The 14,081-nt window shown below is 57.3% G+C and carries 9 protein-coding genes; 1 reads left to right on the top strand and 8 read right to left on the bottom strand.

Going from position 1 to position 14,081, the window contains the following annotated elements; genetic code table 11:
• Positions 1–29: 29 nt before the first annotated feature.
• The 8 genes from JQF37_RS09635 to JQF37_RS09595 all read right to left on the bottom strand — a co-directional run bounded on the left by JQF37_RS09635 (position 30) and on the right by JQF37_RS09595 (position 12,774).
• On the bottom strand, positions 30–401 hold the full coding sequence (locus tag JQF37_RS09635; protein ID WP_103405557.1) for a metalloregulator ArsR/SmtB family transcription factor: 372 nt from the start codon (positions 399–401) through the stop codon (positions 30–32).
• Between the two features lie 526 nt (positions 402–927).
• The gene (locus tag JQF37_RS09630; RefSeq protein WP_130207845.1) at positions 928–2,823 is read right to left on the bottom strand and encodes an FAD-dependent monooxygenase; all 1,896 of its coding nucleotides are present in this window, start codon (positions 2,821–2,823) and stop codon (positions 928–930) included.
• 95 nt (positions 2,824–2,918) lie between these two features.
• Positions 2,919–4,397: an aldehyde dehydrogenase family protein gene (locus tag JQF37_RS09625; RefSeq protein WP_130207843.1), complete on the bottom strand. Its 1,479-nt coding sequence runs from the start codon at positions 4,395–4,397 to the stop codon at positions 2,919–2,921.
• A 171-nt stretch (positions 4,398–4,568) separates the two neighbouring features.
• A complete protein-coding gene (locus JQF37_RS09620; RefSeq protein WP_189340413.1) occupies positions 4,569–6,011 on the bottom strand; it encodes a carotenoid oxygenase family protein in 1,443 nt (480 codons plus the stop codon).
• A gap of 217 nt (positions 6,012–6,228) precedes the next feature.
• Complete coding sequence (locus JQF37_RS09615) at positions 6,229–7,794, bottom strand: methyl-accepting chemotaxis protein (RefSeq protein ID WP_204149622.1); 1,566 nt, start codon at positions 7,792–7,794, stop codon at positions 6,229–6,231.
• Positions 7,795–8,028: 234 nt separating this feature from the next.
• Positions 8,029–9,582, bottom strand: coding sequence for an FAD-binding oxidoreductase (locus JQF37_RS09610; RefSeq protein WP_130207837.1), 1,554 nt, complete (start codon positions 9,580–9,582; stop codon positions 8,029–8,031).
• 1,108 nt (positions 9,583–10,690) lie between these two features.
• Positions 10,691–11,557 (bottom strand): helix-turn-helix domain-containing protein, encoded by an 867-nt coding sequence (locus tag JQF37_RS09600; protein WP_223272682.1) that lies wholly within the window; start codon positions 11,555–11,557, stop codon positions 10,691–10,693.
• Between the two features lie 224 nt (positions 11,558–11,781).
• Positions 11,782–12,774 carry a transporter gene (locus tag JQF37_RS09595; RefSeq protein WP_130207831.1) on the bottom strand — a complete coding sequence of 331 codons (993 nt, stop codon included), beginning with the start codon at positions 12,772–12,774 and terminating at the stop codon, positions 11,782–11,784.
• Between the two features lie 298 nt (positions 12,775–13,072).
• Between JQF37_RS09595 and JQF37_RS09590 the strand changes: the two genes are divergently transcribed.
• Complete coding sequence (locus JQF37_RS09590) at positions 13,073–14,062, top strand: transporter (RefSeq protein ID WP_130207829.1); 990 nt, start codon at positions 13,073–13,075, stop codon at positions 14,060–14,062.
• The last annotated feature ends 19 nt before the right edge of the window (positions 14,063–14,081 follow it).

The following is a 14,081-nucleotide window of genomic DNA, read 5'->3' as shown; positions in this document are numbered from 1 at the left end:
ATCAAGCAGTCTCGCAGTCGAAGGCGCAATCAGGCGATTTTGCTTGCACAGCACACGGCTGCGCGTTCAGGACGGTCACCCATTTCATCAAGGCGTTTGGCGTCAGGGCTCAGCCAGTGCCTGTTGCTTTCCAGCACGGTGGTCAGCACTTGATGAACCCAATCAGGGAGGTTGGGGTGCAGGCGGTAGTACACCCATTGACCTTGGCGACGGTCCGACAACAAGCCACACGTACGCAATTGCGCCAGGTGCCTGGAGATTTTTGGCTGGCTCTCGTTCAAGGCGCAGGTCAGCTCGCACACACAAAGCTCTCCTTCACGGGTAATGAGCAGCATGGTGCGGACACGGGTGTCGTCAGCCAGGCATTTGAAAACAGTGGTCGGTGTCAGATGGTCAGCCATATCGATGCTCAGCGTTTGGTTTCACCAGGATGAATAACTTGATGCGCTCATGAATGTCGTGAAGGGTGCCGGCGCTTGTAGGTCACTGTGAAATCTCGACTCATATACGATTTATCGAATATATGTTTTTACGTATATAAGGTAAAGGAAAAGAAACGAAATATTTCCTCAAGGCGCCTTTTCCTGAGGATCACAATCAGCTCAAAGCCCTGATCTTAAGGCGAGCAGCAGGCTGGCACCTGGCGAAATGCCTTGGATATATTGGGGAAATTGAATATTCGAAAGCTGTAATGAGTCAGGCGCTCACACAGAAACAGTCTCACGCCTGTTCGCATCGGCTAATGATGCCTGCGCGAGTGCACCCAACGTACCCACCTGCCGAATGCGGCAGGTGGGTACAGATCCGATCGACACGAACAAGGTTGAGCGACCGATAGCGGATAAACCAAAGCCATCAAGATCGGGAAGGATCGATCAACACGGCTGCCCCAGGTGACTGGACTTGGGGAAATTCAAGCCCACACCTTCACTCGCCATTGAAGACCGGACGCAAGAACGCCTCCAACGCCTCGTATCCATCCAGGGGCAAAACATGGGCGATGAACTGATCCGGTCGCACCAGTACCATTGCGCCCCGCTCACGATCAATGCCGCGTAACGCGAATACATCCAGGTGACTGTCCGCGGTGAAGACCTTTTCGTAGTCAATCAACCCGTATCGTCCTTTTCGTGGAAGCAAAAGCGGAGGCAGATCTTCCAGGCGCAACGTACGGTGAGGTTGCTGGAAAATCGCCCGTACATCCAGGATGCCGTCCACGTCAGCGTTCAGCGCCGCGATGCGCCGCAACGAGGGGGACGCGGCTTCGCTCAAGAAATTGCACAGACCGCGCAGACCTGTCTGCTCCTTGTCAGAAAAGGCGTAGAGCGTCCAGCGACCATCAGCACAAGCCGTGTGCCCCAAATGGACAGGCTTGGCGTCTGCCAGGCGAATCACGGGTGCCGAGTGGAACCGGCTTCCTATGTGCAACCCCTCGGCCAGATGCTGCCAGTGACCCTCCCCCGTCAGCATTCCAGGCTTGTAGCGTGTTGCCACACCTGCCGTATAACGCCCGGCGCGGACAAAATACTCTTGCACTTCGGCGGGGTCGATTCCGCTAGAGCCGGGGTTATCAGGGTCCTTTGGCCGTCCTCCCATCAGTGCCGCCCAGTGCTTGTCGAAGTCGATCAGTTCCTGAGCGACAGGCTGACGTTCCTGGGTGTAGGTTTTCAGGAGAGTGGCATCACTGCGCCCTTCGAGCACTGCTGCAATCTTCCAACCGAGGTTGTACGCGTCTTGCATTGAAACGTTCATGCCCTGGCCAGCCTTGGCACTGTGCGTATGGCAAGCGTCACCGGCAATGAAAACTCTTGGTTCGCGCTCATCACCTCGCTGATCCAGGGAGTCGTCAAAGCGATCGGTCAGACGTTGCCCGACTTCGTAGACCGAGGACCAGGCGACTTCCTTCACATCCAACGTGTAAGGATGAAGAATGCTCCGGGCAATCGAGGTCATCTGCTCGATGCTGGTCTGCCGAATGGACTGGCGATTGTCCTGATCGACGATGCCAAGATCGACATAGAAACGAACGAGATGACCGCCTTCGCGAGGAATGATCAGCAGATTTCCACCCGTCGCGGACTGAACAGCCGCCTTGAGACGAATGTCGGGGAAGTCGGTTACCGCCAATACGTCCATCACTCCCCAGGCATGGTTGGCAGCATCGCCGCGCAGTTGTTGCCCGATAGCGCCACGCACCACACTGCGGGCACCATCGCAACCGACCACATACCTGGCTCGAATCTGGCGCTCCTGCCCCTCGTGACCGGGATCTGTACGGCGCAAGGTCACCTGGACGGGATAGGGGTTTGTGTCGTCACGCGCAAGTTCGACGATTTCCCAATTGTAGTCAGGGACCAGCCGGCGGCTGGATTTCTCCATGGACTCAAGCAGGTAATCCTGGATTCGCGCCTGATTGACGATCAAGTGCGGGAATTCCGACAGACCGTCCTCGGTGTCCTGGACTCGCCCCGTACGGGTGATCGAACCTCGATGACTGGCGTCAGGTCGCCAGAACACCGTTTCGTTGACCCAGTAGGCCTCACGCAGCAGTCGGTCGGCCAGGCCAAACGCATTGAACATCTCGACTGTTCGGCAGGCGACTCCATCGGCCTGCCCCATCAGCAGAGGCCCGGAGCGCCTCTCGAGGATGCGCGTCACGATGTTTGGAAATTTCGAGAGCTGTGTTGCCAATACCAATCCCGCAGGACCGCTGCCAGCAATAAGTACATCAACTGCTTCAGGCAATTCGTGATTGTGCACACCCTCCTTTGCGGGTTGCAGGCAGGGATCACCCGCGTGGAAACCGTTGAGATGAAACTGCATGAATGTTGTCCTCACACTACGTGAACGATGGTTACCGTTTGGCCTGTGCCTTTCGGTGCGGCGGCGACTCGCCCCCATCAGGGGGCCAGGTGTTCTCAGAACGGATAGTTCGCGCCGTTTTGTCTCCAGGTGATCCAGTGAGCCCGGGTGAACTCGTCAATGGCGTAATGGCCATTGAACCTCCCCAACCCGGAGTTCTTCTCTCCACCGAAAGGCGCATTCGGCTGGTCGTCCACAGTGATGTCGTTGATGTGGGTCATGCCGGCCACAATCCCTCGCGAGAACTCGATACCCCGTTGCATGTCGCGAGTGAAAACCGCACTGGAAAGTCCGTACTCACTTGCATTCGCGAGGTCTAGCGCATGGGCCTCGTTATCGGCGACAAGCAGAGGAAGTACCGGGCCGAAGGTTTCCTCCAGTGCCAGTTCGTGGTTCGCGGGAACCTTGCCGAAAACATGAGGCGGCAACACGAGGCCATTCGGCGCGCCGCCATGAAGCTCCTCAAGGCCGGAGTTCCTTGCATTGGCGAGCTTGGCCTGCAACGACTGCATCTGCGCTTGATTGGTCAGCGGACCGATTACCGTATCGGCTGCCATGGGGTCACCCACCTTGAGTTTCCTGACACGCTCGACGACCAGTGCGGCGAAATCCGCGTAGAGCGAACGCTCGACAATGACCCGATTGGCACTCATGCATATTTGACCCTGGTGGAGAAAACGCCCAACGACAGCGGCATGAGCCGCCAGTTCGACGTCAGCGTCCTTCAGGACAACCAGAGGGCAATTGCCGCCCAGTTCCAGGGCAACCCTCTTGAGGTGGGCGCCGCCAGTAGCAATCCGTCCGACATTTCGCCCGACTTCAGTCGAACCCGTGAAGGAAACCAGACTCGGCACCGGGTGCTCGACGAACGCATCACCGATTTCAGAGCCGGCACCGACCAGGACGTTAATCACTCCGGCAGGAAATCCCGCTTCCTCAAACATGTGCGCTATCAGCAACCCACCGCTGACAGCCGTGTCACTGGCCGGTTTGAGTACAACGGTGTTGCCCAGCGCAATGGCCGGAACGACCGAACGCATACTCAAGTAAAGAGGGAAATTCCAGGGACTGATAACCCCCACGACCCCCAGTGCTTCGCGGAACACAAAACTCTGCTCACCCGGTTTGTGGCTGCTGAGGATGCGCCCCTCGACCTGGAATGGGAGCCCCGAGCACTCCCTCACCAGTTGCAGCGTGTTATGCCATTCGAACCCCGCCTTGAGCCGGGTACTGCCCGACTCCCGGATCAGCCATTCGACAATTTCTTCGGCTCGCGCCTCCATTACACGGGCCAGGTTCTCCAGCAACTCGCGGCGTTGCCCGGGAAATGTTTTCCCCCATGCATCCTGAGCCGTCCTGGCAGATTGGTAGGCGTCATCGAGATCGCCGATAGAGGCCAGCGGCATCTCCAGAAGCTTTTCGCCGGTGTACGGATTGTTATCGTCCAGGCGCTTGGCAGAGCGACCTGTGCGCCAGGCACCGTTGATGTACTGATGACCTTCAATGAGATAGCGCGGTACTTGAGTGTGTTCCATGGTGCAAATCCTTGATCTTCGTGATGTGCCAACGAGCTGCGCAAGATTCGCGCTCAAAGCACAATCGACAGTTGATGTACAAACGAGAAAGACGCAACGGCACGGAAGGGATCTAAAGCCCTTCCCGTGCCTTGAGTCGTCGCTGAAAGTGGTGGTCGCCTGGCAGGGGGCTCAGGCTCCGTTCGACGCGCCACTTGCAACCCAGCAACCATGGAAAGCGTCACGCAATCGGATGGGCAGCTTGATCGTGGCGACAGGCCCTTTTTCCGGGTGGGCCGCCTCGAGGATCGCCACCGAGGCGAGCATCCGGTCGTGATGATCCACTACCACCAGCAGATAGCCTTCGTGGTCGGCGGCGGGAACCAGCTGTGGTTCCTGGAACGAATCGGCATCGCGAAGATGCAGTGCACTGACAGCGCCGCTTTCGACGTCGACACGAACCAACAAGTTGGAGCCTGGCCCGATGGGGCCGGAGATGTTCAGGGGAAGTTCCGGGTTGATGCCACCGTAGTAGATGACCCGGTGCTTCGCCGCAACCACTCGCCCGTCTACCCGAGGAAGTTCCCCGGGGATGGGGCTGAGCTGTCGCGAGCTGAAGCTCTGCTCGGGATCCTGCACATCAAAGCTCCAGCGGGTCAGGAATGGCGCCGCCTCCTCGGGGTTGTAAGGCGCACCGTCTGCATCGGGAATGCCCGGGAAGGCATTGCGTTGGGACAGACACAGGTCCATGTGAACCATGCTGCCTTCGTTATAGGCATTACCCACGTGAAACGAATAAGCCGCAGGTCGTTTGAACCAGCGCAGCTGGTCCACCGAGCCATGACGCGGCAAGATGCCGATCCAGCTCTCCTTGTCACGCTCCCACACCCAGTGATCCCCACCCTTGCGCATGCGTTCAACGTCGGCGGTCGTCGGGAAGACCATGAAGATGACGTAGTCCTGAGTGACCGCGAAATCGTGTTGCATTGCGGTATACGGTGCTTCAAACCAGTCTTCGCGGATCAGGTTTCCGTGCTTGTCGACCACACCGAAGACCATGTCCCTTGAGCCGAGTCCGTCAGCCTCATAACCAAACAGCAACCATTCCCCTGTGGCAGGGTCGATTTTGGGATGTGCCGTCACGGTCTTGCTCGTCAGCTTGCCTTTGAAGTCCCAGGTTCCGCGTGTTTCAAGGGTGTCGGGATCCAGCTCGTAGGGCAGCCCATCCTCTTTCAGGGCGAACAGACGGCCAGCGTGGAAGAAAGCGGTAGTGTTGGCGGTGTTACCGCTGACAGTGGCCACAAGAGGATCGTCGGTGAAGGGATTGCGATAGGCACCGAACAGGGCGCGACCCGCTTCGCGCTCGGCGAGGAAGCGCTCGGTGCGGACGTGACGCATACGGAATTCAACTCGCCCACGGTGAAAGCGAAACATACTCACAACGCCATCACCGTTCACATAGATATCGTCGCCAAGCTTGGGCGCAAAGCGTGGATCGGGACCACATCGATACCAGGTACCCTCGATCTCGGCCGGAATCTCTCCAGCCACCTCGAGATCCAGGATCTCGCAGTCAGTGCGCATCGGGGCATTGTAGCCAGTGAAATTAGGCAGAGCCGGAAATTGCAGAGTCATGTGCATCACCTAAATCGTAGAACCGGTTCGACCGGATTCTTGTTTTCATGCTCGCCGCAATGGGCGAAACCCTGGAGCTGAGCGCAGCATCCGAGCACGAATTTAGACTTGGAAAGGCGACACGACTTGCCTGAGCGGTGCGACAACTTGACTGTCAAGGACAGCGTTTGCTGAATGCTGCCGCACGCGACTCCCGTTTCCTCAGAACCGCGGCATATCAGTACCGGAACAGCGTGATGCACTGGCTCAGCTCAACGCTGAGGTGTTGCAACGCGTCGCTGAAGCCAGTGCTCTCGCTGGCTTTGGCAGCACTGGCCTGCGCATCGTCTCGCACCTTGACGACGCTCCGACTCACTTGCTCGGCTACGGCACTCTGCTGCGTGACCGCCGCAGCGATTTGCTGGTTCATTTGCTCGATCAGAGAAACCGACTGTGTGATCGATATCAAACTGTGATCGGCCAGACGGACTTGCTCAACGGCCCTGCTCGCCTGCACCAGGCAATCCTCGCTGCGATACAGGGCTTGCCGCGTCAGTTCTTGCAGGGACTCGATAGTCGTGGCGATATCCATCGTGGCGTCCTGGGTTCGTCTTGCAAGCGCCCTGACTTCGTCTGCAACAACCGCAAATCCGCGCCCTTGATCTCCCGCGCGAGCAGCCTCGATCGCGGCATTGAGCGCCAGGAGGTTCGTCTGCTCGGCAACAGACTTGATCACATCGAGTATGCCGCCGATTCGCTCACTCTCTGCGGACAAGGAAACCATACTGGCTTTAGTTGCCAGCACGCCTTCTGCCAATCCATCGATCCTGCCCACTGCGTCGGCCACCATCATGGCGCCGGATCGCGCCTGCTGTTGCGCATCGCGCGCCGCCACAGACGCTTGCTGCGTATGGCTCGCCACTTCATGCACACTTGCAGCCATCTGCACGAGTGCCGACGCGCTCTGCTCTGCTTCCTGGCTTTGCCTGCGCGTAATCTCGCCGGCTCCTGCACTGATAACAGCGCAGCCGGCCGCCATCGCCGACAGCGTTTCAACGCCGCCGCCAATCCGTTCAACCACCCCACGTACATCACAGACCATGCGGCGAGTCGCAAGCAGCAACTGCCCCAACTCATCCTGTTGGCGAACCTCGATCGCAATGCAAAGGTCTCCTGCTGCTACGGTACGCAACACCGAGACGGCATGACGCAGAGGCAAGACGATCTGACGGTGCAAAAACAAAGCAACGGCACCCGCAACCAAGAGGAGAGCGAAACAGCTGAATCCCATAAGGCGTGGGATTCGTCTATCGAGAGCCGCCATTTCTTTGCCAGGCGCCACATAAGCGGCCTCTGCAAGACCCATCAATTTGGCAAATTGTTGTTCCAGGTCTTCATACGCCGTCCCTCCATGGGAAGCCCCATCCGCAATCCCCCCCAAGCGATCAAAAGACGCCTGACAGGCTTTCGTAGCGGACTTCATTTCCACCAGAAGCGCCCGTTGCTCACTGTTCAGGCGGGACCCCAGAAGCGCGTCCAACCGAGACTGCATAGCCGTGAGCGACGCCTGGGCGCGCTGCGCGGAGTCCAGAGATCCAGAGCGGACGTATTCCTGCTGAGCCACTTTCGCGCGAAGCAAGTGGACCTGGCTTTCAGCAATACCCGTCATCAGGTCGCCACGTTCTAACAATGCGAAGATGTTGATGAAGCCCACACTGGCTACGCCCAACGCCACCACGACAACCAATCCAAAGCCTAGAAGCAACTTTCGACCAATCGAGAGATTGCTCAACACATACCCCATACGGGTACCCCTTTTATTGTGGAGACCTGATCGGCACCGAGAAGTGGAAGGACTCTCAGGATTGACCGGGACTTCAGGCTCCAGGGTTTCTTGTTATTTATTCTGGCTGCGCCAGCGTTGACCAAGGCTGTCAGTCAACTGGATGGAGAAATTGATACGGCGATGCGCAGACAGGAGAACAGCAGGTATTCCACCGAGCTTTTTATCCTTCGGTGGAATACCGCCTTCAGCCGGTCAGGCTATGGTGATGCCTGACATCCCGGGAGCAATCAGGCCCTTCGGATCCAGGGCTTTCTTGATTCGCCGATTGAGGTCCATTTGCGCCGAGCCATAGACTTGCGCCGTTTTCTTCATGAACGCGGGATTACTGCGATACACCCCATACCCCGCCTTCGCGAAAGTCGCTTGCGCCTTCTCGAAGAAGGCATACGCCCTCTTCTTCTGATCCTCATTGCTGCGGTCATAGAACAGGTTGAACAGATGCACCATGCTGCGGCCGTTCAGGAAGAACGCATCGATGAAATCGAACTCGAACTCGGCGGCAAGTGATTTCATCATGTCGATCTGCTTGATCGCCTCACTGCCTCGGGTCGGGCAGATCGGAGCAAACCAGATCAGACCGCCACCACCAATCCAGTTGAGCAGTGCAAACTCCTGAAGGTCAGGCGTTCCCGTAAACATGTCATGGAAGTGATGCACCAGTTTTTCCGGCAGCACGTTCAGTTGATCGCCATGCAGCAACATCCCACCCGCGGCCTTGGCTTCCTTTTCAACGAATTTGAGGTGGGCAGCGATCTGATCCCTGGTGCCATATAGAGCGGCGGTCATGGAGATCGTTGGCTGATGGTTTTTCTGAGCAAACGCCTGGATTTCGTCAGCAGTAAGAGCGCCAGGCCCAGGCTTGATCACCGAGCGGGGAACGCCTGCGAGCGCCATCCCGGTAGCGGTCGACGCGATCAACAGCGGCGACCGGACGGTCTCGGACAGCTTCAGCCGGCGCCCCAAGTCGACAGCCTTTTCGATATCTGCGTAAAGCGGGAAGCTGATCGTGAAAATCTCGTAGCTTTCCGGGGCGGGCATCAGCCACAGCCCGAGCTTTGTGACGATGCCGAAGTTGGATTGACTGAAAATGCCATCCAGATAGGGACCATAGCCATATTTGTTGGTCTGCCAGGCGCCGGTACCTTCTATGCCGCCGAGTCCCGTCCTGACGACTTGACCATCGGCGAGAACCACTTCCATCCCGCAGCAGGCCGAGAACTGTTCTGCGTAGGCGGTGTACCCCTCGCCGCGAATGAGGGTTTGTCCGAGCGGCCCCACCAGCGGTCCAGGACCAGGCACGCTCAACCAAAGCGGAATGTTGTGCTCCTTGATATAGGCGTGAAGCTGGGCATAGGTGACGCCTGGCTCGACCAGGGCAGTGCCCAACACAGGATCCACCTCAATGATTTTGTTCATCTTGCGCAGGTCCAGAAGGAGCTGCCCAGGTACGGCAGGCAAGGCCTCCCCGTAGCCAAAGTTCCTGCCCGTCGAGATAGGCCACAGCGGGATCCCATACTTATGACTGACTTTCAGGACCTCCTGAATCTGCTCCACACTCGACACGGAGACCGCACCGGAGGGTGCATAGAGTTTCTCGTCAACAGGAATGTAGGCCTTCATGTAAGGCGACATTGATTCATCGGCTACAAAAACGTTGTCGTTGCCGACAATCGCGGCGTACTCGGAGACGGCTTGGTTGAAGGTATTTTGGCTCACGCCAGCAGGCAGATTTGTTGAAGTGGTCATGTCACAGCTCCAGGGAAACAATCAAGTCAGAAGGACGAAAGAGACGTAGGGGGTAGAGGAGACGGGGCTTTCGGACTGCCATCCCCCTGGCGATTCTCTTTTTTGTACAGCCGAAGCAGCGAAGACACCGCTCATTGCTGCCCAACTCTTGCGTCCAACACGCGTCGAACTCGAGACGACGCCCTCTTGCGTGACGCCTGGAGAATGCAATCGGATGCCTTGAGTACCGCAAGCCGCTTGCGTATGCCGCAGATGGTGCAGAACCCCATGTGGAGGCAACTGCGATTGAAGGATTTCCCAGTCCCCCCATTGGACCAGCCCAGCAACCATCAGCCCGCTTCCGGCAACCTCCTGAATGAACTCGGCCAGGGTGCGGGGTGTAACGCCATCCCTCCACGCCACGCGCCGAATCCTGGAAGAAGGGAGATGCAGTGAATGGGTGAACGCCACGTCGAAAGCTCGCGATGGACGTGACTGGTTGCCAACCAAGAGGACAGGCCGCTCGACTGGATCGAGATCTGGAGAGGCCATCAAGCGGGTGGGCAAGGCAAAAGAGAGCCCTCCAACCGCCAAAGCCGCTCCACTTCTATTGAGAAACTGCCGACGGTTCATTGCCGCTCACCTTGATTGGCGGCAATGGGCTTCAATTGCTGGATGTATGCGCCAAGCTCAGAGAGCGACTGATCGTCGATGTCCGTGGCAGGGAATCTAGGCATGGCACCTACACTGTTACGTACCTTCCACTGCACCACTGCCGCAGGGAAGCCTCGAATCGACAGCGCAATGCCTTCCTCGTGACAGCGCGCACAAACGGCCTGGTAAACTTTCTGAGGGGAACGGTCCTCGGCTAAGGCAGTCACTGATAGAGGCAGGCTCGATAGAAAGAGCAGGACTATGGCAGGGAGATTTCGACTGTTTCGAGGCGTGTACACTGGCCGCGGCATGCGGCATTGGCTTGGCAAGGACATGAGTTTCACCTGGCTTTCTTGTTGTTGATGGCCGCTCGATCAGCGGTAGAAAGTGCAGTGAAACCTTAAGAGCCCGATACCTCCTTCGACTTGCCTGGATCAGCCTGGTTTTGATCCGTCGAGACACCTCAGCCGAACACTCAGCGTATGAGGGACTTGCGATACGCGCGAGGTGTCATACCAAAAGCCTCCTTGAAACTGCGACTGAAGTGGGAGCTGCTGCTGAACCCCACGCCAAATGCAATTTCAGTGATGGAACGATTGAACTGCGAGACGTCCAGCATTTGCTCGGCACAGCGACTCAGCCTTCTTTGCCAGACATAATCACTGAAGGTGCACCCAAAGCAGTTCTGAAAATGGCGATGCAGCGATCGTGATGACCAGTTCAAGTTACGCGCGATGATTTCTGCATTCAGACTTGGATCATGCAAGTTCTCTTCGATACACCCCTGGATCATGGCAATGAGAGAAGGCTTGGTTTTCTCTTCCTCTTCCCCGGAGCAGGACTGCTCGATGGCACTCTCCAACACACCAAGAAGTGCGTCCCCGACAGATCGGGAGGCCCTGTAGGAAAGGCTTGAATACTGCGCCAGTGCATCGTGCAGCATGCTACGCAGCATCCTGGGCAGGCCTTCTTCGGTCTGCAGGTGGTACAGACGCCCGCTGCCGCCAAGGCTGAACCGCTGACCTGCCAAAGGAATGATGATTTGCTCGCACCCCTTTGAACTGGTCACCTCCAGCGATTGATTCACGTCGATAAGCGCGAATTGGTTGGGCACCAGCATCAGGGTGTTCCCGCCTTGCTCGAAATGACTGACGCCGCCCTCCTGAAGCACGAGCGTCCAGTTGGTCCCTTCATGAGCCTGCGCGGCACGGAACTTCCTCCGATACCGATGCGGACTCGCCATCATTCGACAAATGTGGAGATCACCCAGGTCACCGAACTCCAGTCGCCCTCTGAACCCCCTTGGACTGTAGGGTTCGACAGAGCTCTCCTCGTTCTGCATGACCACTGCGGACGTCTGGCCTGCGTACAGGCTTATACATTGGGCCCACTGAGCCATGCGCTCTCCCGCCGGGAGCTGCTCAGTTGACAGGATCGATAGTTGATTCATTGGAGGGCCCTCTTCTGCTCATCGTTCAATGGTAGAGGTGGCACGGCGCACCGGACACAAGTATGTCCGAAGCGCGCGAGCCAGCCTACACCACTGATCGACTGGTTCGGATAATGTCAGAAGGCGTGGGCCAACCGGACCTGCACAACGTAATCGTTGCGCGCGCGATTCTCCACTTGAGATTCGCGGTAGGTATTCAACCAGAACCCGTCCGACTTGTTGATGGCCCAGAACAGGCCCGGACCGATCCCCAGCACCTTCTCACGCGAGTCCTCCAGACGGTGGCCGTTCGCTCGATCATCGGTCATCTGCTTGAAGTAATAGCCATTCAGTCCCAGATGCAGCCCTGGAGCGACTTCGTACGAGGTGGTGAAGTTGGCCCAGGCAGCCTGGCCGGCCTGGACGTCTCGCAAGGACTCACCGTTGAAGAACTGAGGCGTGCTACTGGCAGGGTCGTCGTTCTTGAAGTTGTACAGATACTGAAGACGCCAGCTCACCTCGAACCCCGGAGAGGGGAGCCAGGTCGCGGCCCAGTATGGGTTCAGTGAGAAATGGTTTGCACCCTGGTTGATGTCTTTGTGAGAGTCGTACTTGCCCACGGGAACGATGACGTCAAATGCAAAACGCTGGGAGAAGACAGGTCTCCCCTGCGCGTTGAAGACAGGATCGAACTGAATCTGCGGGCCGGTAGTGAGATCACCCAGACCCGTCGCGTTGTCAGCCAGCGCAGGACCGGCAGCACCGAAGGAGGCATCGACCGTCGTCAGCGGAATAATCGCATTCCAGCCAAGGTGAGCGCCCATACCGATCGTTGATGGCGAGATGTAGCTGATCTGATTCAGCAGGACCGTGGCGTCGATACTGGGATCGTCAAAGACAGCCACATCCTTACCCTGATTATTACGAATCGACGTCGCCCGACTTTGTCGCAGGTATACAAGATGAGTCCAGCCGGGCGGCCCGGCAAACCCGTCGAAGAAACTGGTTACCCCGAGGTTGATTCCGGATGGCTGACTGACGGAAGGTGGCGGAGCTTCTGCGGCATTAGCAGTGGAAGCAGCGATCATCACACCCAGTGATAACCAGGCACGCTGTGTAAGAGATTTCATTGTCGGCTCTCATTTTTTTGTTTTTGTACGCGGCCGAAAGGCCGTGCCGCCAATCTAGTTTTGAGCCGAGTGCGTGACTTCCCCTCACCCGCCAAAAGTTGCTCAAGAGCGCCAGAGTATCCGACAGGCCTTATCCCTCGTTCGATAAGCGCCCTGTCGGCCTCATACGCCCAAACAATGGCACTCCCAGACAAGAGTGGCCGATACGCGCAAGACCACAGTCATCATCGCCCCTAGATTCAGGTGCACAGAGCGAACAGCTCTTCAGCTCACAAATCCAACAATAGAGCCAGCACACATGAAAACCTTGCTTGCCAGCACTCTGGGATTAATCGTCTTCGCCGACGTGAATGCTGCTTACGCTGCGGATGGCCCTCCACCCTCTGTCTCCCAACCTGCGGGTATCAACTTGGGTGGAACCAGTTTCTATGACGGCTTTGCGGGCCCGCCGGGGCTCAGCCACCTTGTCTACCTGAAGACCGACAGCGCCAGCTCATTCCGGGACAAGGACGGCCATGAGAACAAGGCGTTCAACGACCCCAAGTTGAACGTAATCACCCTGTTGAACCAGCTCAGCTACTACTCTGCGCAAACCATCGGTGCCGGCGCCCATCCAGGCTGGAGCCTAATCGTGCCTATCGTGTCACTGAAGGGCGACTTCGGCGATACAGGGGCAGAGTTGAAGGACAATGGCACCGGAATGGGTGACATCGTCACCGGCCCTCAGGTCCAGTTCGATCCAATCGTAGACAGCCACAATCGTCCCGTTTTCGTCCAACGATTCGCTCTGGACTTCATCCTGCCCACCGGAAAATACGATCAGCACAAGGATCTCAATCAGAGTTCCAACTTCTATTCGGTCAACCCCTACTGGGCCGCTACCTGGATGCCCGCGCCTCGCTGGGAGATGAGTTGGCGACTGCACTATCTGTACAACTTCAAGAACGACGACCCGGCAAGCAGCTCTCCGTTGGTCTTCGAAGGGCAGCCGGTCCGTGACACTCAAACTGGCGAAGCTGCATGGGCCAATTTCACGGCGTCCTATGAAGTTATTCCGAACGTATCGGTTGGCCTGAACGGTTACTACTTTAAGCAGTTGGAAGATGACGAGGTGAATGGCCGCAGACTGGAAGATTCGCAAGAGAAAGTGCTTGGCATGGGCCCTGGTCTGTTCTGGCGGATCAGTGAGGGTCAAGGGTTCTGGGTAAACATTTATCACGAAACCGATGTCGAGAACCGCGCCAAGAACGATATCTCCTTCCAGATGCGTTTTGCGCATACGCTCTAACCCCTATCAGGCAACTTAA

The sequence above is a fragment of the Pseudomonas sp. MIL9 genome (genome assembly GCF_016887925.1).
In the GTDB taxonomy this organism is placed as follows: domain Bacteria; phylum Pseudomonadota; class Gammaproteobacteria; order Pseudomonadales; family Pseudomonadaceae; genus Aquipseudomonas; species Aquipseudomonas mohnii.
This window is presented reverse-complemented; position numbering and strand designations above follow the sequence as displayed.

What these genes read in the sequence shown, in the direction of transcription:
- JQF37_RS09635 (WP_103405557.1), bottom strand. Translation starts at nt 401, where the DNA reads ATGGCTGACCATCTGACACCGACCACTGTTTTCAAATGCCTGGCTGAC.
- JQF37_RS09630 (WP_130207845.1), bottom strand. Translation starts at nt 2,823, where the DNA reads ATGCAGTTTCATCTCAACGGTTTCCACGCGGGTGATCCCTGCCTGCAA.
- JQF37_RS09625 (WP_130207843.1), bottom strand. Translation starts at nt 4,397, where the DNA reads ATGGAACACACTCAAGTACCGCGCTATCTCATTGAAGGTCATCAGTAC.
- JQF37_RS09620 (WP_189340413.1), bottom strand. Translation starts at nt 6,011, where the DNA reads ATGACTCTGCAATTTCCGGCTCTGCCTAATTTCACTGGCTACAATGCC.
- JQF37_RS09615 (WP_204149622.1), bottom strand. Translation starts at nt 7,794, where the DNA reads ATGGGGTATGTGTTGAGCAATCTCTCGATTGGTCGAAAGTTGCTTCTA.
- JQF37_RS09610 (WP_130207837.1), bottom strand. Translation starts at nt 9,582, where the DNA reads ATGACCACTTCAACAAATCTGCCTGCTGGCGTGAGCCAAAATACCTTC.
- JQF37_RS09600 (WP_223272682.1), bottom strand. Translation starts at nt 11,557, where the DNA reads ATGCAGAACGAGGAGAGCTCTGTCGAACCCTACAGTCCAAGGGGGTTC.
- JQF37_RS09595 (WP_130207831.1), bottom strand. Translation starts at nt 12,774, where the DNA reads ATGAAATCTCTTACACAGCGTGCCTGGTTATCACTGGGTGTGATGATC.
- JQF37_RS09590 (WP_130207829.1), top strand. Translation starts at nt 13,073, where the DNA reads ATGAAAACCTTGCTTGCCAGCACTCTGGGATTAATCGTCTTCGCCGAC.